This is a genomic window from Pseudomonas sp. HUK17, assembly GCF_001566765.1.
In genome coordinates this window covers 281,660-302,556 of sequence record NZ_LSMW01000005.1, presented here as the reverse complement: position 1 = coordinate 302,556, position 20,897 = coordinate 281,660, and the positions used below count along the sequence as shown (strand labels likewise).

The 20,897-nt window shown below is 65.3% G+C and carries 19 protein-coding genes and 1 riboswitch; of the genes, 8 read left to right on the top strand and 11 right to left on the bottom strand.

Annotated features, from left to right (window positions below):
- The first annotated feature begins 7 nt into the window (after positions 1 to 7).
- Positions 8 to 1,681 (top strand): phosphoethanolamine transferase, encoded by a 1,674-nt coding sequence (locus AX284_RS03465; RefSeq protein WP_068383596.1) that lies wholly within the window; start codon positions 8 to 10, stop codon positions 1,679 to 1,681.
- A 79-nt stretch (positions 1,682 to 1,760) separates the two neighbouring features.
- On the top strand, positions 1,761 to 2,303 hold the full coding sequence (locus AX284_RS03460; protein ID WP_064308111.1) for a cytochrome b: 543 nt from the start codon (positions 1,761 to 1,763) through the stop codon (positions 2,301 to 2,303).
- Here the strand turns inward: AX284_RS03460 and AX284_RS03455 are convergent.
- Complete coding sequence (locus tag AX284_RS03455) at positions 2,300 to 3,136, bottom strand: hypothetical protein (protein ID WP_064308110.1); 837 nt, start codon at positions 3,134 to 3,136, stop codon at positions 2,300 to 2,302. The genes AX284_RS03460 and AX284_RS03455 overlap by 4 nt on opposite strands.
- Complete coding sequence (gene mntP, locus AX284_RS03450) at positions 3,136 to 3,708, bottom strand: manganese efflux pump MntP (protein WP_017638704.1); 573 nt, start codon at positions 3,706 to 3,708, stop codon at positions 3,136 to 3,138. The genes AX284_RS03455 and mntP overlap by 1 nt, the downstream gene beginning before the upstream one ends.
- A 9-nt stretch (positions 3,709 to 3,717) precedes the next feature.
- Positions 3,718 to 3,880, bottom strand: a riboswitch (yybP-ykoY riboswitch).
- A gap of 450 nt (positions 3,881 to 4,330) precedes the next feature.
- Here mntP and pstS point away from each other — a divergent pair.
- From pstS to AX284_RS03425, 5 genes are all read left to right on the top strand, one after another.
- On the top strand, positions 4,331 to 5,344 hold the full coding sequence (pstS, locus tag AX284_RS03445) for a phosphate ABC transporter substrate-binding protein PstS (protein ID WP_017638705.1): 1,014 nt from the start codon (positions 4,331 to 4,333) through the stop codon (positions 5,342 to 5,344).
- Between the two features lie 76 nt (positions 5,345 to 5,420).
- The gene (gene pstC / locus AX284_RS03440) at positions 5,421 to 6,395 is read left to right on the top strand and encodes a phosphate ABC transporter permease subunit PstC (RefSeq protein WP_007160736.1); all 975 of its coding nucleotides are present in this window, start codon (positions 5,421 to 5,423) and stop codon (positions 6,393 to 6,395) included.
- Positions 6,395 to 7,270 (top strand): phosphate ABC transporter permease PstA, encoded by an 876-nt coding sequence (gene pstA, locus AX284_RS03435; protein WP_017638706.1) that lies wholly within the window; start codon positions 6,395 to 6,397, stop codon positions 7,268 to 7,270. Before pstC ends, pstA begins: the two co-directional genes overlap by 1 nt.
- 5 nt (positions 7,271 to 7,275) lie before the next feature.
- Positions 7,276 to 8,040, top strand: coding sequence for a phosphate ABC transporter ATP-binding protein PstB (pstB, locus tag AX284_RS03430; protein WP_017638707.1), 765 nt, complete (start codon positions 7,276 to 7,278; stop codon positions 8,038 to 8,040).
- Positions 8,041 to 8,330: 290 nt separating this feature from the next.
- Positions 8,331 to 9,617, top strand: coding sequence for a putative porin (locus tag AX284_RS03425; RefSeq protein WP_068383594.1), 1,287 nt, complete (start codon positions 8,331 to 8,333; stop codon positions 9,615 to 9,617).
- Positions 9,618 to 9,917: 300 nt separating this feature from the next.
- On the opposite strand, the gene AX284_RS03420 is transcribed toward AX284_RS03425, so the two are convergent.
- From AX284_RS03420 to AX284_RS03385, 8 genes are all read right to left on the bottom strand, one after another.
- Positions 9,918 to 10,208 (bottom strand): DUF2845 domain-containing protein, encoded by a 291-nt coding sequence (locus AX284_RS03420; RefSeq protein WP_064308107.1) that lies wholly within the window; start codon positions 10,206 to 10,208, stop codon positions 9,918 to 9,920.
- Between the two features lie 41 nt (positions 10,209 to 10,249).
- The gene (locus tag AX284_RS03415) at positions 10,250 to 10,831 is read right to left on the bottom strand and encodes a DNA-3-methyladenine glycosylase (protein ID WP_068383592.1); all 582 of its coding nucleotides are present in this window, start codon (positions 10,829 to 10,831) and stop codon (positions 10,250 to 10,252) included.
- A complete protein-coding gene (locus AX284_RS03410; protein WP_068383590.1) occupies positions 10,828 to 12,627 on the bottom strand; it encodes a glycoside hydrolase family 15 protein in 1,800 nt (599 codons plus the stop codon). The genes AX284_RS03415 and AX284_RS03410 overlap by 4 nt, the downstream gene beginning before the upstream one ends.
- A 5-nt stretch (positions 12,628 to 12,632) precedes the next feature.
- Positions 12,633 to 13,526 carry an SDR family oxidoreductase gene (locus AX284_RS03405; RefSeq protein ID WP_068383588.1) on the bottom strand — a complete coding sequence of 298 codons (894 nt, stop codon included), beginning with the start codon at positions 13,524 to 13,526 and terminating at the stop codon, positions 12,633 to 12,635.
- A gap of 355 nt (positions 13,527 to 13,881) precedes the next feature.
- The gene (locus AX284_RS03400) at positions 13,882 to 14,136 is read right to left on the bottom strand and encodes a hypothetical protein (RefSeq protein ID WP_064308103.1); all 255 of its coding nucleotides are present in this window, start codon (positions 14,134 to 14,136) and stop codon (positions 13,882 to 13,884) included.
- A 164-nt stretch (positions 14,137 to 14,300) separates the two neighbouring features.
- A complete protein-coding gene (locus tag AX284_RS03395) occupies positions 14,301 to 15,941 on the bottom strand; it encodes a methyl-accepting chemotaxis protein (RefSeq protein WP_068383586.1) in 1,641 nt (546 codons plus the stop codon).
- Between the two features lie 130 nt (positions 15,942 to 16,071).
- Positions 16,072 to 17,013, bottom strand: coding sequence for a Gfo/Idh/MocA family protein (locus tag AX284_RS03390; protein ID WP_068383584.1), 942 nt, complete (start codon positions 17,011 to 17,013; stop codon positions 16,072 to 16,074).
- Positions 17,014 to 17,078: 65 nt separating this feature from the next.
- Positions 17,079 to 18,152, bottom strand: a complete 1,074-nt coding sequence (locus AX284_RS03385) for a saccharopine dehydrogenase family protein (RefSeq protein ID WP_068383582.1) — start codon at positions 18,150 to 18,152, stop codon at positions 17,079 to 17,081.
- A gap of 275 nt (positions 18,153 to 18,427) precedes the next feature.
- On the opposite strand from AX284_RS03385, the gene AX284_RS03380 reads away from it, so the two are divergent.
- Complete coding sequence (locus tag AX284_RS03380) at positions 18,428 to 19,765, top strand: DUF4214 domain-containing protein (RefSeq protein ID WP_068383580.1); 1,338 nt, start codon at positions 18,428 to 18,430, stop codon at positions 19,763 to 19,765.
- Positions 19,766 to 19,798: 33 nt separating this feature from the next.
- On the opposite strand, the gene AX284_RS03375 is transcribed toward AX284_RS03380, so the two are convergent.
- Complete coding sequence (locus AX284_RS03375; protein WP_236712135.1) at positions 19,799 to 20,890, bottom strand: PQQ-dependent sugar dehydrogenase; 1,092 nt, start codon at positions 20,888 to 20,890, stop codon at positions 19,799 to 19,801.
- Between the last annotated feature and the right edge of the window lie 7 nt (positions 20,891 to 20,897).

Below are 20,897 nucleotides of genomic sequence, written 5' to 3'. Positions count from 1 at the left end.
CCCCCTGATGTTGCTCGCGACGTTCTCCCGCCCCCGCGCCACGGGTTGGCGGCACTGGCGCAATCTGCTGGCCTTGAGCAGCTTGAGTTGCCTGCTGTTGCTGGCCGACGACTTCCTGCAGCAAGGCTTCACCCCCAACAACCGCGCCGAGCTGGAGGCGGGCTATGTCGCCGCGCTCTGGGTGTTCAGCCTGGCGCTCTGGTTGAGCCATTTGCCACGCCTGGCGGTGGCCATCCTGCTGGGGTTCGCGCTGATGCAGCTGCTGCAGCTGGGCAACCTCAGCTTTTTCGGCGAGCCGCTCAGCGCCATCGATATCCAGGCTTTACTGGGCGACACCGCCGAGGTGCGCCACACACTCTGGCTCAGCCTCCCCGAGCACTGGCCGGTGCTCCTCTGCGTGGGCCTGCCCTATGGGCTGCTGATCGCCTTGCATCTCTACCTGCCGGGCCGGGTGCCGCTGCCGGCCAGTCGCTGGGCGCTGCTGTTGATCGCCGCGGTGCTGCTGTCCAAACCCTATCGCGCCACCTATCGCAACCTCGATGCCTTCGTGCCTAGCCCCAGTCGCAGCGGCCTGCACAACAGCCTCAATGCCTTTTCCGCCTGGGCGGTGCGCCTGGCCGGGCGTGATGACGTCGTCCTGCCGCCCACCGCCTATGCGCCCTATGGGCTGGCCCAGGTGCCCAGTACCGCGCGACACGTCTGGCTGGTGGTGGCCGATTCCCTGCGCAGCGATCGGCTGGGCGCCTTTGGTTACGAACGCAATACCACCCCTAAGCTTTCGGCCTACCTGGCGGACAATCCCCAGGCGCTGATCCGCCCCGGGGTAGCGGCAGGGGTGGCCACCGACGTCAGTCTGCCCTATCTATTGAATCCCATCCGCGAGCCGGGCCAGGACCAGCGGTTGCGCAGCGGCGAGATCAATCTGTTTCGCTTCGCTCAGACCGCCGGCTTTCGCACCCATTGGCTGTCCTCCCAGGAATCCAAGTTGCTGGCGCACCTGGGCAGTCGCCACCTGGACGTTTCCATCACCCGCGAGGACCATCCGCTGCGCTTTCTGCAGCGCCAGGATCGCGCCCTGCTGGAGATCCTCGACGAACAGCAGTGGGCGCCACGCAATTTCGTGGTGCTCAACCTGCGCACCGCGCACCTGCCCTATGCGCAGAACTATCGGCACGAGACCACGCCCGCGCCCTGGCCGGACAGCGGCGCCGAGGGCCAGGCCAATGCCTACGACAATTCCCTGCACTACCTGGATGGCCTGCTCGCCGAGATTCTCGCCGACTTCGATCGTCTGGACGGCGAGCGCTATCTGATCATCACCGGCGATCACGGCCAGCGGCTGGGGGAGGGGGGGCACTGGGGCCACAACGACCTGGTGCCCGAGGTCAGCGATGTCCCAATGATCGTGGTGGCGCGCGATGCCCCGACCGAGGCCCTGGCCGAGCTGCAGGACGAGCGCTGGATCAGTCACTACGAAGCCGGCAGCTGGCTGGCGGAGCGCCTGGGTACCCGCATCGACAATCCCAATCGCCGCCCGGGCGAGTACTTCGTCCATGGCAAGCTCCTGTTCAGCGATAACTTCGTGCAGCGCGTCTGCGAATCGCCCACCGGCCTGGTGCACCAGCCGCCGCAGCAACTGAGTAAGTTGCTGCTGGACACCTCGGCGGCGCCCTGCGGTTAGTGCCGTTGCCGTCTTACCCTCGGCAACGGGGCACCGCTACACTGCCGGCGCCTTTTCACCTCAGTAGCAGGACCTCGTCATGTCTTCCGCCTCTCCTATTTCCCGCTATGCGCGCAGCGCCCGGTTGCTGCACTGGCTCATGGCCCTGCTGGTGCTGCTGGCCTATGTGCTGATCACCAACCGCGGCCAGTTCGAGCGGGGTTCCCTGGAGCGCCAGTGGGTGGTGCTCAGTCATTTCTGGGTCGGTCTGCTGGTCCTGGCGCTGGTCCTGCCGCGGCTCTTGGTGCGCCACCGCCATCCGGTGCCGCCGATCACCCCGCCACTGGCGGCAAGCCTGGAGGCGGTCGGTCGCCTGACCCACTATGCCCTCTATGCCTTTCTGCTCGCCCAGCCGCTGCTCGGGCTGTTCACCGTCTGGCTGACCATCGGCGCGGTGAAGATTCCTTCCAGCACCTGGGCCTTGCCTTCGCCCTTTCCCGTGGATCCGGAACTGGCCAAGTCGCTCAAGGGCGTGCACCTCTGGCTCGGCCAGGCCTTCTACTGGGTAATCGGCCTGCACGTGCTGGCCGCGCTCTGGCATCACCTGGTGCGCAAGGACGACACCCTGAGACGCATGCTCTAGCGCGGATCGAGGGCGATGATGCGGTCGCGCCCGCCTTCGGCCAGCAGGTAGCCGTCGCCTCGCGGCAGCAGCGCCTGGGGTGCGCGCAGGAAGGTCAGGATGGCGCGCGGGGCTGACTGGCGATCCCAGAGCAGCAGGCGGGCGCGGTGGGTGGAGTCTTCGCTGATCCACAGGCCGCGATGGTCGCAGAGCAGAAAGCTCGGTTCGCGCAGATCGCTCAGCGCCGGCGGATCACGGCCATCGTCGCTCAGCTGGCGCACCAGGCCACGGGATTTCTCGGTATAGAAGGCACTGCCATCCGGGCAGCGGGTAAAGGACTCCGCCTCGTCCAGGTGGTCGCGCAGCACGGTCAGGCTGCCATCGGCGGCGTCGTAGCGCAGCAGGCGTCCCTCGCCCTTGCGGTCTTCCACCGCATAGAGGCGCTTGCCTTCGGCCCAGAGGCCCTGGGCGTTGATGCCGATGAACAGATCACGACTGCCAGTGGCGTCGAACCAGCGGATCGGATGGGTGCCGCCTTCCTGGCTGTAGGCGAAACCCTCTTGGTAGGGCACCAAGCCATCGGGCTTGTACAGGCCCGCGCTGAGCACGCTGCGCCGGCCCTGGGCATCGATGCGCAGCAGGCGACCCTTGCCGTCCTTGAGTTCTTCCGCGGTGAGCAGGGCGTCGCCCTGCCAGGCCAGGGCGCTGGCCTTGGCGATATCGGCATGGGCCACTTCGTAGCGCCAGCCAGGCGCGGCCTGGGCCGGCCAGAAGCGTTGCCAGGCGAGAAAGCCCAAGGCTGCCAGTAGCAGGGCGACCAGGACGAGGAGGGCGCTACGCCACAGCGGGGCCATCAGGCGGCGACAGCGGCCAGGTGTTCATGGAGGATGGCCGCGCCGATCACGATCAGCACCACGCCGCCGAGCATCTCCGCGCGCTTGCCCACAAGATTGCCCATCACCCGGCCCAGCATCACCCCGGTGGTGACCATGACCATGGTGGCGAGCCCGATGGCCAGGGCGGCGGTAATGATGTTGACGTCGATGAAGGCCAGGCCCACGCCCACGGCGAGGGCGTCGATGCTGGTGGCCACGGCGGTCAGGGCGAGCAGCAGGAAGGAGTGCTGGCGGGGCTTCTCGGCTTCGGCTTCGGGCGCGCCGAAGCCGGCCCAGATCATGCGCAGGCCAAGCACGGTGAGCAGGGTGAAGGCGATCCAGTGATCCCAGGGCTGGACGTACTGCGCGGCGGTCAGGCCGATGGCCCAGCCGATCACCGGGGTGATGGCTTCGATGACGCCAAAGATGGCGCCGGTACGCAGGGCTTCACGCAGGCAGGGCTTGTGCAGGCTGGCACCCTTGCCGACGGCGGCGGCAAAGGCATCGGTGGACATGGCGAAGGCCAGGAACATCAGGGAAGCGGGGTTCATCGTCACAGCGCCGACCGGGCTCGATCCACAAGACACCCCCGCACGCCCGGCATGGCGCGGTGATGCCTCTGGTCTCGCCAACCCTGACCGGCTGTCCTGACCACGGCGGTTGCCGAGTATGTTGATCAGAACGCTTTCCACCGCAGTGGAAGCAGGCTACTCCCCAAAGAGGCCGCCACCTTACCCATCCGGATAGAGAAAGTCTATCTTGTAGATAGTTCTAATATATATAGCCTTGGCTAAATTCCTGCTGCCAATTCGCTCGCGCGGATGCGCCAGGAGGCCTGCAAGGCCCGCCATGACTGGATCGCGGCCACAGCACAGGCTGCCGGGACGACCGCGGGCGGCGGACAGGCGTGTCGTCTGGTGACCGCCGGAGGTCGCCGGTGGAAGCCGACCGGAAGGTAGGCGGCCTCTTTGCCATCCGCAGCCTAGGGCGGATGGGTCCGAGCGGCCTGCTGCAAGGCCTGGGTGCGGACACCTTCGCTTGCCAACGCAGGAGCTGTCGCCGCCGCTCTCAATGATGGCGCTCTGCCGTCCCCGTTTCGTCATGCCGCTGACACTTAATTGTCACATTTCGGCAATAGCCTAGCGCCAGCCCTCACTAGGTAATGGAGCCACCATGAAACGCACGTTCAGCCTCTCTCTGTTGTTGTCGGCCTTTTGCCTGAGCACCGCCGCTCACGCCGTGGATGTCACAGGCGCCGGCTCGAGCTTCGTCTTCCCCGTTCTGTCGAAGTGGTCGCAAGGCTTCAGCGAGAAGACTGGCAACCGTATCAACTACCAGTCCATTGGCTCCGGCGGCGGCATTGCCCAGATCAAGGCCGGCACCGTGGACTTCGGCGCCACCGACGCCCCCATGAGCACCGACGACCTGCAGAAGGGTGGCCTGGGCCAGTTCCCGACCATCATTGGCGGCATCGTTCCGGTCGTCAACGTGGAAGGCATCGAGCCCGGCAAGCTGAAGCTCGACGGCCCGACCATGGCCAAGATCTTCATGGGTGAGATCAAGACCTGGAACGACCCGGCCATCGCCGCGCTGAACCCCGGCCTGAAGCTGCCTGAGGGCGCCATCACCGTGGTGCGTCGTTCCGACGGCTCGGGTACCTCCTATAACTTCACCAACTACCTGGCCAAGGTCAGCCCGGAGTGGAAGGAGAAGTTCAACTTCGGCACCACCGTCAACTGGCCGGTCGGTGTGGGTGGCAAGGGTAACGAGGGTATCGCCGCCTATGTGAAGCAGATCAAGGGCTCCATCGGCTACGTCGAGTACGCCTATGCGCTGACCAACAAGATGTCCCATGTGCAGCTGAAGAACGCCGCCGGCAACTTCGTGCAGCCCGACGCCAAGAGCTTCCAGGCCGCCGCCGCCACCGCCGACTGGAAGAGCGCCAAGGACTTCAACCTGCTGATGACCAACGCCCCGGGCGCCGATGCCTGGCCGATCACCGCCACCACCTGGATCGTGATGTACAAGGAACCCAAGAACGAAGAGCGCAGCAAGGTCGCCTTCGACTTCTTCAAGTGGTCCCTGGAGCATGGCCAGAAGGATGCCGCGGCCCTGGATTACGTCCCGGTCCCGGATGCCCTGGTCAAGCAGATCGAAGGCTACTGGGCGTCCGACTTCAAGAAGTAAACACGCCTGTCCCGCCGCCTGGATCCCCTGGGGTCCAGGCGGTTTCGCGCGTCCTTCCAGGTAGACGGAAAGCTCCATGACCGACCAGACCCTGCCCCTCTCCGCCGCTCAGGAACAGCGCATCCGCCGGGATACCCGCGCCGATGTCTGGTTCCGCCGGCTCCTGTTTTCCGCCGCGCTGCTGGTACTGCTGGTACTGGTCGGCGCCGCCGCGTCCACCCTCTGGGGCGGTCGCCACGCCTTCATGACCTTTGGCCTGGACTTCATCACCTCGGCCGAATGGGATGTCGGGGCCGAGAAGTTCGGCGCCCTGGTGCCCATCTACGGCACCCTGATGACCTCCTTCATCGCCCTGCTGCTGGCCGTGCCTACCGCCTTCGGCATCGCCCTGTTCCTCTCCGAGATCGCCCCTACCTGGCTGCGCGGTCCGGTGGCCACGGCGGTGGAACTGCTGGCCGGTATCCCTTCGATCATCTACGGCATGTGGGGCCTGTTCGTCTTCGGCCCCTTCATGGCCGCGCACATCTCGCCCTTCATCAACGACTACCTCGGCGCCATCCCGGTGATCGGCGTGCTGTTCCAGGGACCGCCGCTGGGCATCGGCATGCTGACCGCCGGCATCATCCTGGCGATCATGATCCTGCCCTTCATCACTTCGGTGATGTACGAGGTGTTTCGCAGCGTGCCGGCCCAGCTCAAGGAATCGGCCTATGCGCTGGGGTCCACCACCTGGGAAGTCTGCTGGGACATCGTGCTGCCCTACACCCGCTCGGCGGTAGTCGGCGGCGCCTTCCTCGGCCTGGGTCGCGCCCTGGGCGAAACCATGGCGGTGACCTTCGTGCTGGGCAACGCCCACCAGTTCTCCCTCTCGCTGATGATGCCGAGCAGTTCCATCGCCTCGGTGATCGCCAACGAATTCAACGAGGCCTACACCGATCTGCACCGCTCTTCGCTGATCGCCCTGGGCTTCCTGCTGTTCGTGGTGACCTTCTTCGTGCTGCTGGCGGCACGGCTGATGCTGACGCAACTGTCGCGCAAGGCAGGTAACTGATGCACATCGACGCCTATCTCTATCGCAAGCGGCGGATCAAGAACGGCATCGCGCTGATCTTTGGCAGCGCCGCGGCCGTGCTCGGCCTGGGTTTCCTGGCCTGGATCCTTGGCACCACCCTGATCAAGGGCGTCAGCGCCCTGAGCCCGGCCATCTTCGTCGAGATGACGCCGCCACCCGGCGCCACTGACGGCGGTCTGGCCAACGCCCTGTTCGGCAGCGTGCTGATCACCCTGCTGGCCACCGCCATCGGTGCACCCATCGGCATCCTCGCCGGCCTCTGGCTGGCCGAATACGCCCGCCACTCCAAGCTCGGCCTGGTGGTGCGTTTCGTCAACGACATCCTCTTGTCGGCGCCGTCCATCGTCATCGGCCTGTTCATCTACACCGCCGTGGTGGTGACGCTGAACCAGTACTCCGGCGGCAGCCTGGGCTTTTCCGGCTTTGCCGGCTCCCTGGCGCTGGCCATGCTGGTGGTGCCGGTGGTGACCCGTACCACCGACGAAATGATGCAGCTGCAGCCGCCGGCCATGCGCGAAGCGGCCCTGGCCCTGGGCATCCCCCAGTGGAAGGTGACCCTGCAGATCCTGCTGCGCGCCTCCCGCGCCGGCGTGGTGACCGGGGTGCTGCTGTCGATCGCCCGCATCACCGGCGAGACCGCACCGCTGCTGTTCACCGCCTTCGGCAACCAGTACTGGAACGCCGACGTGCTCAAGCCTATGGCCACCGTGCCGGTGACCATCTTCCAGTTCGCCATGAGTCCGTTCGAGAACTGGCAGCACCTGGCCTGGGCCGGCGCCCTGCTGCTGACGCTGTTCGTGCTGTTCCTGAACCTTTCCTCTCGCTTCTTCTTTCGTAACCGGGATTCCAAGTGACTACCATGCAGACGCAGATACCGGAACTGCAGGCGCGCGACGTCGGCTTCCGTTACAAGGGCCACCAGGCGCTCAAGTCGATCAACCTGGACATCGCGGCCAAGCAGATCACCGCCATCATCGGCCCGTCCGGATGCGGCAAGTCCACGCTGCTGCGCATCTTCAACCGCATCTACTCGGAGTACCCGGGGCTGGAAGCGACCGGCGAGATCCTCATGGACGGGGAGAACATCCTCGATCCCAAGTACTCGCTGAGCCGTCTGCGCAGCACCATCGGCATGGTGTTCCAGAAGCCGGTACCGTTCCCCATGTCCATCGCCGACAACGTCGCCTATGGCATTCGCCACCACGAGCGCCTGTCCCGGGTGGAACTGCAGGATCGGGTCGAGCAGGCCCTGCGCGGCGCGGCGCTATGGGATGAGGTCAAGGACAAGCTCAATCAGAGCGCCCTGGGGCTCTCCGGCGGTCAGCAGCAGCGCCTGTGCATCGCCCGTACCATCGCCCTGCGTCCGCGGGTGCTGCTGCTGGACGAGCCGACCTCGGCCCTGGACCCCATCTCCACCGCGCGCATCGAGCAACTGCTGGCCGAACTCAAGCAGGAGTTCACCGTGGTCATCGTCACCCACAACATGCAGCAGGCGGCGCGTTGCTCCGACGTCACCGCCTTCATGTACCTGGGCGAATTGATCGAAGTGGACAAGACCGACAAGATCTTCACCAAGCCGGACAAGAAGCAGACCGAGGACTACATCACCGGTCGCTTCGGCTGAAAATCTCGCCGGATCTCGCAAGGCCACTCCTCGGAGTGGCCTTTTTCATGGGCGGCTGAAAAGCGGCGAGCCAGGGCCTCTGGTCGTCCTCATCCTTCCCGGTCTGCAGCGGAGCCGTTCGGAGCGGATGAATCTTTGGTTAAATTTTGCTTTAGATTCAGTGACTTGAATTAAAACCTTTATGTTCCTGCAAGCAAAACGACATCTCTTCTGCCGAGACTGACCCAGCTTTGTGACGGGCTGCACCGCCAGCCACTACCACCTGGATTGTCTTGAAAGGAGATCTGCCGATGTCTGTTAACCCTTATCGATTCACGGCGCTGTTCTCGGGCGTGCTCCTGGCCACCTGCTCAGCCACCGCGAGTGCCGCTGTCGATGAGAAACTGCTCGACATGCTCAAGGCCAATGGCTCCATCACCCCGGCCCAATACAGCGAATTGCGCGGCGACCTGCAGCAGGAGCAGCAGGCGCGTGCCGCCCAGGTCGCTCAGCAGCAGAAGACCTCCGACTTCGAGAAGAAGCTGGCCTGGGCCGCCAAGACCCAGATCAAGGGCGACGTGCGGGTGCGCCACGAAAGCATCGACATCAGCGGCGAGCCGGACAACGGCCGCAACCGTGACCGGCAGCGTATCCGCGCGCGGCTGGGTGCCTACAGCGAGATCAATCCGCAGGTGAACACTGGCATCCGCATCGCCACCGGCGGTGGCGACGACGCCCGCTCCACCAACCAGGATCTGAACAACTACTTCAACAAGAAGCAGCTCTGGCTGGATCAGGCCTACATCGACTACCACCCCACGGCAGTGCCGAATCTGCACCTGGTGGGCGGCAAGATGGGCCAGCAGTGGGTCAGCACCGGCGACGTCATCTGGGACGCTGACATCAACCCCGAAGGCCTGGCTGGCACTTACAAGTACGACCTGGGCGGCGGCGCCGAGCTGTTCGGCAGCACGGGCTACTATGTGCTCAAGGACAACGTCGACGGCGAAGGCTATGAATTCAAGCATGACCTGCGCCTCTACGCCGGTCAGCTGGGCAGCCGCTTCAACCTGGGCGATGCCGCCAAGCTGATGGTGGGCGGCAGCGTCTATGCCTACGACAAGGAGCAGGACAGCGCCTGCCCGACCACTGGTTCGGTCACCGCGCCCTGCGCCCTGGCGGTCAATGGCAACACCACCGACCGCTTCCAGCTCTACGAGGGCTTCGCCCAGCTGGACCTGACCAAGCTGTGGGTGCCGCTGTCCTTCTATGGCCAGTACGTGGTCAACGACAAGGCCAACGACGGCGAAGACACCGCCTGGCTGCTGGGCGCCAAGACCAAGCTGATGCAGCGGGTCGGGCTGGAATACAACTACCGCGATGTCCAGCGCAACGCCGTGGTGGGTGCCTTCACCGATTCCGACTTCGGCAACGGCTCTACCGGCGCCCGCGGCCACAAGCTCAAGCTCGGCTACGAGATCGACAAGAACTTCGGTGTGGGCCTGACCTACTTCCTCGCCGAGTCCGATACCGCCAGCCGCTTCCGCCGCGACGCCGACGTCAAGACCCTGCAGCTGGACCTGGAAGCCAAGTTCTAACCACGGCCCTAGGTCGTGCTCCTCTTGAACCGCCCTCGGGCGGTTCTTTTTTGCCTGCTCGGTGGAGAGGCTCGCCTGAAAAATGTTGGGCTTCGCTGCGCTCAACCCAACCTACGCTGGAGCCGCTCCTCCCTTTATTCCTCCGGGAGAGGGCCGGGTGAGGGAAGCTCCCGCCTACCAACCGATGGAAAGGCTCGCCTGAAAATGTTGGGCTTCGCTGCGCCCAACCCAACCTACGTTGGAGTCGCTTTGCCCCCTCTCCCTCTGGGAGAGGGCTGGGGTGAGGGAAGCTCCCGCCCACTACCGCTCGACCCTGATCTCCACCAGCTTGCCATCGATGAACTTGAGGTGGCGGGAGGCGCCGTTCTCCGGGCCATAGGTCCAGAACTGGGTCTCGGCCGCATTGAACTTGGGCACGTTGTTGTTGCGCAGGGCAGGGGGATTGACCTTGCGCTCGGCCGGGGCGCCGCAGGCGGCCAGGACCTGCTCGACGCTGTCGCCTTCTTCGACGAGATTCTGCCCGCAGCGCAGGCTGGCCTGGGCCAGCAGGGGCAAGAGCAGGGCAGTCAGCAGCAGGTGACGAGCGCGCATGGGAACTCCGAGAGGTTGTGGCAAAGGCCGTTGCCTTCAGCCTAGCCGTTATCGCTGACGTGGGGCGCTTTGGCAAAGCCGCGACTCAGATAACGCGAGCCGGCCAGGCCGAAACGCCAGGGCACTTCGCGGGCGCGGCTGATACCGATGCGCGGGCCTGCGATCACCGCCACCGCGGCGGTCGCCGGCTCCAGCAGAAAGGGCGGTTCCGCCAGCGACAGGCCGTCGTGACTGCCGTCGATGCCCAATGCCTGGCACAGCCGGCCGGGACCGGCGCAGAGCAGGCGATCGGCCAGCCCGCCTCGGCGTTCGCGCATCACCTCCAGTCCCCACAGCGGCTCCATGGCGCGGATCAACACACCCGCGCCATGGCCAGCCTCGCGGCAGACCAGGTTGAAGCACCAATGGATACCATAGGAGCGATAGACATAGGCATGCCCGGGCGGACCGAACATGGCCTTGTTGCGCGGCGTGGGGCCGGCAAAGCTGTGAGAGGCCGGATCTTCGCCATCGTAGGCTTCGGTCTCGACGATCAGGCCGCCCACACCTTCGAGCCTGAGCGTGGCGCCGATCAGTTGCCGGGCGACCTCGTCCACCGGGCGGGTGAAATCCAGGTCGCTCACGCCTCGGGCTCCGGCTCTTCCAGGATCAGCGCCGCATGCACCATGGCCAGGTGGCTCAGGCCCTGGGGGAAGTTGCCCAGGGCCGCGCCGTCACGGGGATCGCGCATCTCGGTCATCAGGCCGACGCCATTGAGACTGGCGGCCAGGACCTCGCGCATCAGCTCGCGCGCCTGGTCCACCTCGCCCAGCACGGCATGGGCCTCGACCATCCAGTAGGAGCAGGCCAGGAAGGCACCTTCTTCCTGCTCGGCACCGCTATAGCGATAGACCAGAGGTCCATGGGCCAACTCGCGGCGGATGGCCGCCAGGGTGCTGACCGAGCGCTCACCGCCGTCGAAGCCGAAACGGATGCCGAGCAACAGCCCGGCGTCCAGGCGCTCGGTACCGGCATAGAAGGTGTAGGCCTGCTTGCGCTCGCTCCAGCAATGTTCGTTGACCCAGTCGCGGATGCGGTCGCGCTCGCGCTCCCAGCGACCGCACATGGCGTCTGGGATGTGGCCGTCGCGGGCCAGGGTCACGGCGCGATCCAGGGCGAACCAGCAGCCCAGCTTGGACAGGGTGTAGTGGCGCTCTTCAGGCAATTCCCACATCCCGGCATCCGTCTGCCGCCAGCCATCGGCGCAAAGGTTGGCCAGATCGGTGAGCAGGCTGGCGGTGGCGAAATCCAGCACATGGCCCTTGCTGGCATAGAGGCGGAAGGTCTCCAGCAGATCGCCATAGAGACTCAGCTGACACTGGGCGCTGGCGCGATTGCCGACACGTACCGGCTGGGAGTCGCGATAGCCGGGTACGGGGATGGTGCGCTCTTCCGGTGCCAGTTCGCCTTCCAGAGTGAAGCAAGTGTGCAGGCGATTGCCGTGGCGGCGGATGACGTTCTGAATCCAGGCCAGGGCCGCCTGGGCCTCGCCGAGGGCGCCCAGACGCAGGAAGGCCTTGATGGTAAAGACCGCATCGCGCACCCAGGCATAGCGGTATTCGTAGTTCTTATCGCCGCCGATGCGTTCCGGCAGCGAGGTGGTGGCGGCGGCGACGATGGCACCGGTGGGCGAGTAGAGCAGCAGCTTGAGCGCCAATGCCGAGCGCTTCACCTCGCTGAGGAATTCGCCCTGATAGGCAAAGCCCTGGGCCCATTCACGCCAGGCCTGATCGCTGCGGTCGATGCGCTGGTCCACTTCGTCCAGGGACGGCACTACAAGGGGTTCGTTCTCGGTCGCGGTCAAGGCCAGGACACTGCGTTGCCCGGCCTCCAGCACCAGTCGCGCCACCAGCCGGCGATCGTCGCACTCGAGGATCTCCAGCCGTTCGCAATAGCGCAGGGTGGCCATCACGCCATCGACGTGCATGACCTCGCCATTGGGCGTGCTGCGCATCCAGGGCGAGACGGTCTGGCCCTGGGTGCCCGGCACCAGTTCGATACGCAATTCGACCCGTCCGGAGAGGCCTTCGACGCGACGACCCAGTTCGCACCAGGGCAGGCGTCCGGCCGAGCCGCTGTTGAGCGATTCGGTGAGGCGCACGCTGCCCTCGGCGGTGTGAAAGCAGGTTTCCAGGACGTTGCTGTCTTCGCGGTAGGCCCGCTCCACGCGATAGTGGGCGACCGGGGCGATCGAAAAGAAACCGCCCGCCGGGGCGTCCAGCAGACGGTCGAACAGCGGTGCGGAATCCATGTTGGGGACGCACCACCAATCCAGCGAGCCGTCCGGCGCCACCAGGGCCACCGAACGACCATCGGAGAGGGCGGCGTAGCCCGCCAGGGGCGCATAGCCGTCCTGGCGGGCGGGATCGAAGGCCGCCATGGCCGTCAGCCCATGCCTCCGGTGGCGCCATAGACCTCACCGGTCACATAGCTCGACTCCTGGGAAGCCAGCAGCACATAGATGGGCGCCAGTTCCGCCGGTTGGCCAGGACGCTTGAACACCGTCTCGCCACCAAAGGTGGGGATCTTCTCCTGGGGCTGGCCACCGCTGGGCTGCAGCGGCGTCCAGAAGGGGCCGGGCGCTACGGCGTTGACGCGAATGCCCTTGGCGGCAACCTGCTTGGCCAGCGCCTTGGTGAAGTTGGTGATAGCCGCCTTGGTCGAGGCGTAGTCCAGCAAGAATTCCGAGGGCTGGGTGGCCTGGATCGAAGTGGTGTTGATGATGGCGGCGCCAGCCGGCAGGTGCGGCAGTGCGGCCTTGCACAGCCAGAACAGGGCGTAGACGTTGGTCTTGTAGGTAGCGTCGAACTGCTCGGTGGTCAGCTCGGCGATGTCCTGCACGGCGGTCTGCTTGCCAGCCACATTGACCAGGATGTCGAGGCCGCCCAGGGCCTCCTTGGCCTTGCTCACTAGTTGGGCACAAAAGGCTTCGTCCTTCAGGTCACCGGGAACGCAGACGGCCTTGCGCCCTTTGGCCTCCACCAGCTTGACCACTTCCTGGGCGTCGGCCTCTTCCTCGGGCAGGTAATTGAGCACCAGGTCGGCACCCTCCCGGGCATAGGCGATGGCGGTGGCCCGACCGATCCCCGAGTCCGCCCCGGTGATCAGCGCCTTGCGCCCGGCCAGACGACCGAACCCCTGGTAGCTGGTCTCGCCATGGTCGGGGCGCGGCTGCATGACCTGCGCCAGGCCCGGGGCTTCCTGGGGCTGCTTTGGAAATTCCGGCTGGGGATACTGGGTAAGGGGGTTTTGCATGCTGTATTGGTTGTCGCTGGACATGACATCTCCTGATGGGGCCAAGAAGGCGCCCGTTTGGCATCTTTTCGATGACGTTCAAGGAAATGGAGGGGCAAAGACCCAACGAGGTTCCCGCGATCAGCAGAGGATGTGTCGATACAGGCAGATTTGATACTGGGCCTTACCCCGATACGCTTCCGGCGCGATCTGACGTCCAAGGGCATGGAGAAAGGAGAGTCCTTTCGCGTATGGGAAATCCCAGCTGCACGAAAAGCGCCGAGGTGGCCTCGCTGACCGGATGGCGGTCACGGTCTGGAGCTGGCTCTCAACACTGGACCCAGCTGAGCCTGGTGGTGGCCTCGCTCACGTCGGACTGCCTTGGCCATTGCCAAACGCTTCAGGCGTCGAGCGGCTCCAGGCGTAAGGCGACACCGGTGCGCTGCAGGGTGAGGATGTCCGCTTCGCGACAGCCAATCAGGCGGCCTTCGGCGGTACGCAGCTGATCGTCTTCCAACTGAGCGTACGACTGCGGCTGCTTACCGTCGCCGGCGACCATGATGTAGAGCTGACCACGCAGCAACTGCCCGGCCAGACGCCCGTCGTCGAGGCCGATCAGGCGGTAACTTCGGCGGGCATCATAGGTAAAGCGCATGGGAGCATCCATTCAGGTGTTTCAGTTCAGAACGGCCCTGGTGCCCAATGTTCCCTGGCGCCGACCTGGACAAGGCTCGTCAGCCCCTCTGGAGCGCAGCAAGCCCGCCACTCACCGAGATGAGGGCGGGTCGACCACTGGTCGGAAGTTTGCTGAACGATCGATCAATAACGGAATTGCGCGACCAGGCCCTGGAAGGACGTTGCCAGGCGCGACAGCTCCTGACTGGACGCCGCGGTCTGCTGGGCACCGGTGGCGGTCTGGGTAGACAGGTCCTGGATGTTGACCAGATTGCGGTCCACTTCGCGAGCCACCTGGGCCTGCTCTTCGGCGGCGCTGGCGATCACCAGGTTGCGCTCCTCGATGCTGGCGATCCCGTTGGTGATGCGGTCCAGGGCTTCACCGGCACGGTTGGCGCGCTCCTGGGTATCGCCGGCCAGGGACTGGCTCTTGTGCATGGCGCTTACTGCCTCTTCGGCGCTGTCGCGCACGGCGCTCATCATGCGCTCGATCTCGCCTGTGGAGCCCTGGGTGCGATGGGCCAGGGCGCGGACCTCGTCCGCCACCACGGCGAAACCGCGACCCTGCTCGCCGGCGCGGGCGGCTTCGATGGCGGCGTTGAGCGCCAGCAGGTTGGTCTGCTCGGCGATGCCACGAATCACTTCCAGCACCTTGCCGATCTCGCGCACCTGGCCTTCCAGGGTCTGCACCTTCTGGGTGGAATCGGTGATCTCGCTGGTCATCACCGCCATGGCCTGGGCCGCCTGCTGCACCTGCTCGCGACCCTGCTGGGCCTCGCGACTGGTGTCCTGGGAGGCGGTCGAGGTGGAGGTGGCGTTGCGTGCTACCTCTTCGACGGCGGCGGTCATCTGGTTGACGGCGGTGGCGGCCTGCTGCACCTCGTCGTGCTGGCGAACCTGGCCCCGGGAGGTCTCCTCGGTCACGGCATGCAGTTCCTCGGCTGCCGCGGCGAGCTGGCTGGCGGCACCGGCCATCTGCTGCACGGTGTCCTTCAGGCTGCGCTGCATGCCGCCCAGGGCTTGCAGCAGCTGGCCCGCTTCGTCACGCCGGCTGCTCTGGATCGGCAGGGTCAGATCGCCCTGGGCGACACGCTCGGCGCTGGAAACGGCCTCGCGGATCGGTGCCACGATCAGGCGGGTAATGACGATGCCCAGCGCCAGGGCGCAGAGTGTGGCCAACAGCAGACCACCGGTGAGCGTCCAGAACGCCTTATCGTACGTGGTCTGCGCCTCGACACCGGCTTCGGCACTCTGCCGCTTGTTGGATTCCACCATGATCTTGAAAGAAGCCATGGTCTTGCGATAGCTGGGTTGAACCTGCTCGTTGAGCAACTGGTTGGCACCGGCTACGTCTTTGGCGGCCAGCCGGGCCAGTACGGCGTCGATGCCGGCCAGATAGGTTTTCCAATCACCCTCGTAGGCATCACCCGCGGCCTTTTCATCAGGCTCCAAGGGCGTGGCGCGATAGGCGGCGAAGGGTTTTTCGGCATCGGCCTGGTTGGAGCGCAGAGACGCGATGATGCGATCCTGCTCGGCCTGGGGCGCATTGGCATAGGCCATGGACATCAGGCGGAAGATGTCGCGGTTATGACCGATCACGTTGCTCTTGGCATCGTTGAGTTGAACGATGGAGCGCAGATTGTCATTCAGCAAGGTGCTCAGCAGCGCATTGAGGCTGTTGAGTCCACTCATGCCCGCTGCGCCTATGCCCAGGGTAATGAGCGTACAAAGACCAAAGGCCACGGCGAGTTTTTTCGCCAGCGCCAGATTGTTGAACCAGACCATTGGGAATTCCTTTCAGCGACGGGGATGCCAGCCGAACTGCGCCGGATGCCTCGCTATCGGCACCATCAGACTGACCTTTAACCCCTCCGGTCTCTCGGTAACGGTGGCCAACACGGCCTGGCCTGACGTTCTAGTCGCGTCCATAGAGGCGATCCAGCAGGCCGTTGGCCGCGAGGGCATCCTCCAGGTTGGCCAATTCTGGACGCGGTTGACCGAGCAGCTGATCGAATACCGCCTGGGCGCCCTGGGGAACACCGGGTGCGATCGCCTCGGCCAGCACCTGGCTCTCACCACTGGTCTCGTGCAGCAGCAGACGCCCAGCGGTGAGCTCCAGGGTGCCCGTGCTGCCATCCAGCCGGATGGCCAATCGCGGACCGCGCAGGGTGGCGCTGGCCCGCAGCTGGATCGGCACGTGGCCGGCCCGGAGCAACGCCTCGCCGCCATGATCCAGTGGCCAGCGCGCATCGCGTTCCAGGCGGCAGTACTCGACCGTCAGGGATTCACCGGTCAGCCAGGCGCTGAAGTCCAGCAGGTGCACAGCCAGGTCGCCAAAGGCGCCATAGCCCATGCGCGTCTCGTCCAGATGCGCCGGCCAGCCGCTTAGCCAGCCCTCCAGCAGACCCGGGTGGCCAGCCGTGAGCGACAGGTGGGAAAGGGTGCCGATGGCGCCAGTGCGAGCCAGCTGGCGCAATTGCTGTAGGGCAGGGTCGGTACGCAAATAGAAGCCGCTGAAGCAGGAGCGCCCGGCGAGTTGCGCGGCCAGCGCCTTCGCGCGCGCAGCCGAGACGGCCAGGGGCTTTTCCACGAACAGATGGCGGGCGCGGGGGAGTAGCGCGGCCACCGCTGCTTCGTGATCCTCGATGGCCGTGGTGACGAAGGCCAAATCCACCTCGGGCAACTGGGCGAAATCGTCCAGCACCGGCAGGCCATGGGGCGCGGCGAGACGCCGGGCACGTGCAGGATCGCGTTCGCTGGCCACGGCCACTACCCGCACGCGCGGATCGGCCAGGCTGGTGTCCAGGTAGTCCTGAGCGTGGATCTGTTCGCAACCGACGATGGCGACGCTAAGCATGACGAGGGGTCCTCCAACGGAAACTGTTCCGTTATGGACCCCACATCGGCCGCTAAGCTTCCTGATCAGGCCGGCTGGTAGGCCTTGCCGAAGCGGTTGGCCAGGAAGGCGTCCATGTCCACCTGTTCCTGGGCAATGAAGCCGCGCTGCGGCAGCTTGCCTTCGCGGAACAGGTCCAGGGCGGTGCAGATGCCGGCGGCGGTGGTGATCTGGATGGCGCTGGTCAGGCGACCGTCGCGCTCGGCGGCAAAGATCTTGCGGCTGAACACCTCCTGCACCAGCTTGCCGCCGCGCATACCGCTGACGGTGACGAACACCAGCACCACGTCCTGCATGGTGGTGGGCACGGCACCGCGCAGGATGTTCTTGAGCTGCTCCTGGTCGCCGGCCAGGCGCAGGTCTTCCAGCAGGAACTTCATCAGGTCGCGGTGACCCGGATAGCGCACGGTCTTGTAGTCCAGGGTTTCCACCTGGCCCTGCAGGGTCTCGCAGAGGGTGCCCAGGCCGCCCGAGGTGTTGAAGGCTTCGTATTCCACGCCATCCAGGGAAAAATGCTCCAGGCCTTCCAGCGGCTGCACCAGTTGGAGCTCGCCGTTGCGCACGGCTTCGCAAGGGTGGCAGTACTCGTTGACCAGGCCGTCGACGCTCCAGGTCAGGTTGTACTTCAGGGCGTTGGTGGGAAATTCCGGCAGGGCGCCGACGCGCATCTTCACCTCGCGCACACTGTCGAAACGCTTGGCCAGGGAATGGGCGGCGATACCGATGAAGCCAGGCGCCAGACCGCACTGGGGCATGAAGGCATTGCTCGCGCCCTCGGCCAGCTGGCGGATGGTCTTGGTCGCCTTGACGTCTTCGGTCAGGTCGAAATAGTGAGTGTTGGTGGCCTTGGCCGCCTGGGCGACGGGAATCGCCAGGTGATAGGGCAGGGCGTTGAGTACTACGTCCTGATCGTCCAGGGCCGCGGCCAGGGCGCTGGCGTCGGACGTGTCCAGGGTGCGGGTCTGCACGCCCAGGGCCGCGATGGCCGCCAGGGCGCGTTCGTCACGATCCGCCACCGTCACCCGGTAGTCGCCACTGGCGTGCAGCAATTGCGAAATGGTGTAGCCGATGTGGCCGGCGCCGAGCAGGGTGACGTTCATGGCGGATCCTCCGTGGTTGAGGCTCCAGCTTAAAAAGCGGCGCTGCCAGATGTGAGCGTCAGAGCGTCGAAGTGTCGTCCTTTATTTGACGAAACGTCGAGTACCTCGACGATTCGACCAGGACCTTCTTTTCATCCGTCCTGTTGCTTATCGCTCTAGGCGAAAGGCTGTCGATCCCACCACAGGAATCCGGACACAGGTCTGCACCACTTGGCGACGCCTTCTATAAGCCAGTGGTCGGCCACGGTGGGTGGCCGCTTCAAGGAGGAAAGACCATGATCGTGGACAATGCAGCGCGGGTGAACGCCTGTTATTGGGGGGTGTTGGGCCGTGCCCCGGACGCGGAAGGCTTCCGTTTCTGGGTCGCCAAACTGGACGAGGGCCTGGGCAATGAGCAACTCGTCCGCCTGTTCCTCAACGGCGCCGAGCGCCTGCAGGCGCAACCGGCCGAGGAGAGCGCCAGCGCCTTCATCGACGGCTGCTATGGCGACCTGCTCGGACGCAACGCCGATGCCGACGGCAAGGCCTTCTGGCTGGGCCGACTGGAGACCCTGGGCAGTACCCAGCAGGACGCCAGGGCAGCGGTCATCGTCGAGATGATCGATTATCTGAGCCGCCCGGATGGCCAGAGCGCCGACCAGCAGCTGTTCCAGACGCGGCTCGAACAATGGCAGCCGCTCACGCCGGGCCTGGCCCTGCACGAAGACACCGGGGTGTCGGCCACTGACGGCATCACCCGCAACGGCCAGGTGGACGTGACCCTGCCGGAAGGGGTGAAGGAGTGGCGTTACAGCCTGGATGGAGGGCAGAGCTGGACCGTGGCGAGCGCCGGCAGTGATACCTTGCAACTAGGCGCGGGCTACTACCAGGCAGGTCAGCTGCAGGTTAGTTATCTTGCTGGCGACGGTAACGGCCGAACCTTGACGAACGAAGCTCAATGGAAGGTCGACACCCAGGGCGCGCAACTCTATCTGTTCACCACCCGTGGCCCCACCACTGAGAACCTATTGCAGTTCCGCTTCTTCGACGATGGCGACATCGAGCAGTGGCGTAGTTCCAGCGATGGCGGTCAGACCTGGCAGCAGGGGGAGGGAGGCTGGCCCGCACCCAAGCTGGAGCCGGGCTTCTATGCGCAGGGCTCGATCCTGGTGGAGACCACCGATACCGCCGGCAATGTCGCGGTGACGGCCCTATCGCGTGACCTCGAGGTTCTGCCCGCCGACCTCACGCCGCCGCTGCTGATCGGTATCGATCAGCAGTCCTACTACAGCCCTGGTGCTGATGATCACATCAATCTGTTGTTTGATAGCTCCATCTATCGTGGGACACGGGATCTCTACTCGGAAGCCTATCCGACGCCTGTGAAGGTGGACCCGACGCTATTGGAGAAGGCCTTCCTACTCGATGTCACCACAGGCACGAAGATTGGCTTCGAGCTCGCTACCACGGTGCGTCATCTGACCAACTTGGTAGACATCCGCTTGGCGACTGACCTAGAGCAAGGGCACCAGTACAGCGTCTATCTGCCGGAGGCTTTCGTCTACGACGCCTACAACAATCCCATCGACGAATTGACCCTGCTGGGCGCCAACAACACCTTCATCGCCGTCTGATCGGGCAGTCGGGGTCTCCTGCAGTGGCCCCTTCTACCCCGGTACCACCCGCAACAGCTGGCCGTCCTCGCCATCGGTCAGCAGCCAGAGATTACCGTCCGGTCCGCTGCGCACGTCTCTCAAACGCTGGTCCAGCTCTTGGAACAAGAGCTCCTGCTCGCCAGGCACGCCGTTCACCAGCGGTATCCGCCGCACCGACTTCTCGCGCAGCGCCGCCACGAACAGACTGCCGCGCCAGGTGGGAAAGCCCTGGCCGTCGTACCAGGTCAGGCCGGCGGGAGCGATGGAGGGCGTCCACTCCAACAGCGGCGGGGTGATGCCCGGTAATTCACGAAAGGGCGTGATGCGCGCGCCGGTGTAGTCCACGCCGCCGGTGGTCAGCGGCCAGCCATAGTTGGCCCCGGCGCGGATCAGATTGAGTTCATCGCCGCCCTTGGAGCCGTGTTCGTGCTCGTACAGGGCCTGGCGCTCGGCCACCCACACCAGGCCCTGGGGATTGCGATGGCCGAGGCTGTAGATCTCCGGCAGGGCGCCGGGTCGCTTGAGGAAGGGGTTGTCCGCCGGCACCTGGCCGTCCCGAGTGATGCGCACGATCTTGCCCAGATGGGTATCCAGCCGCTGGGCGTCGGTGCGCTCGACGTTGCCGTCGCCCAGGGCGATGGCCAGGGTGCCGTCGCCGAGCAGGGCCATCCGCGCCCCGAAGTGCTGGCCGAACGCCTTGGCCGGCTGGCTGGTGAACAGCGGCTGGACGTCCTGCAGGCGTCCGCCGTTCAGCCGCGCGCGCACCACCCTGAGGTGATTGGCCTGGCGCGTGCCTGACGCATAGGAGAGATAGATCAGCTGATTACGGGCGAAATCTGGATCCGGCATGACCTCGAGCAGACCGGCCTGGCCTTCGGTATAGAGCTCGGGCAGTCCGCTCACGGCCTCCGCCTGCAGGCTGAGTCGGCCCTGGCCATCCGGCACCAGCAGCCGCAAACGCCCGGCACCCTCGGTCAACAGCGCCCGGCCATCGGGCAGAAAGGCGAGCGACCAAGGCCGCTCGAGTCCGGTCGCTACCGTCTCGATCCGGTAAGCGGGCGCCGCCGTGGCCAACGGGCTTCCCAGCACAACGGTTAGCAACACAAACCAG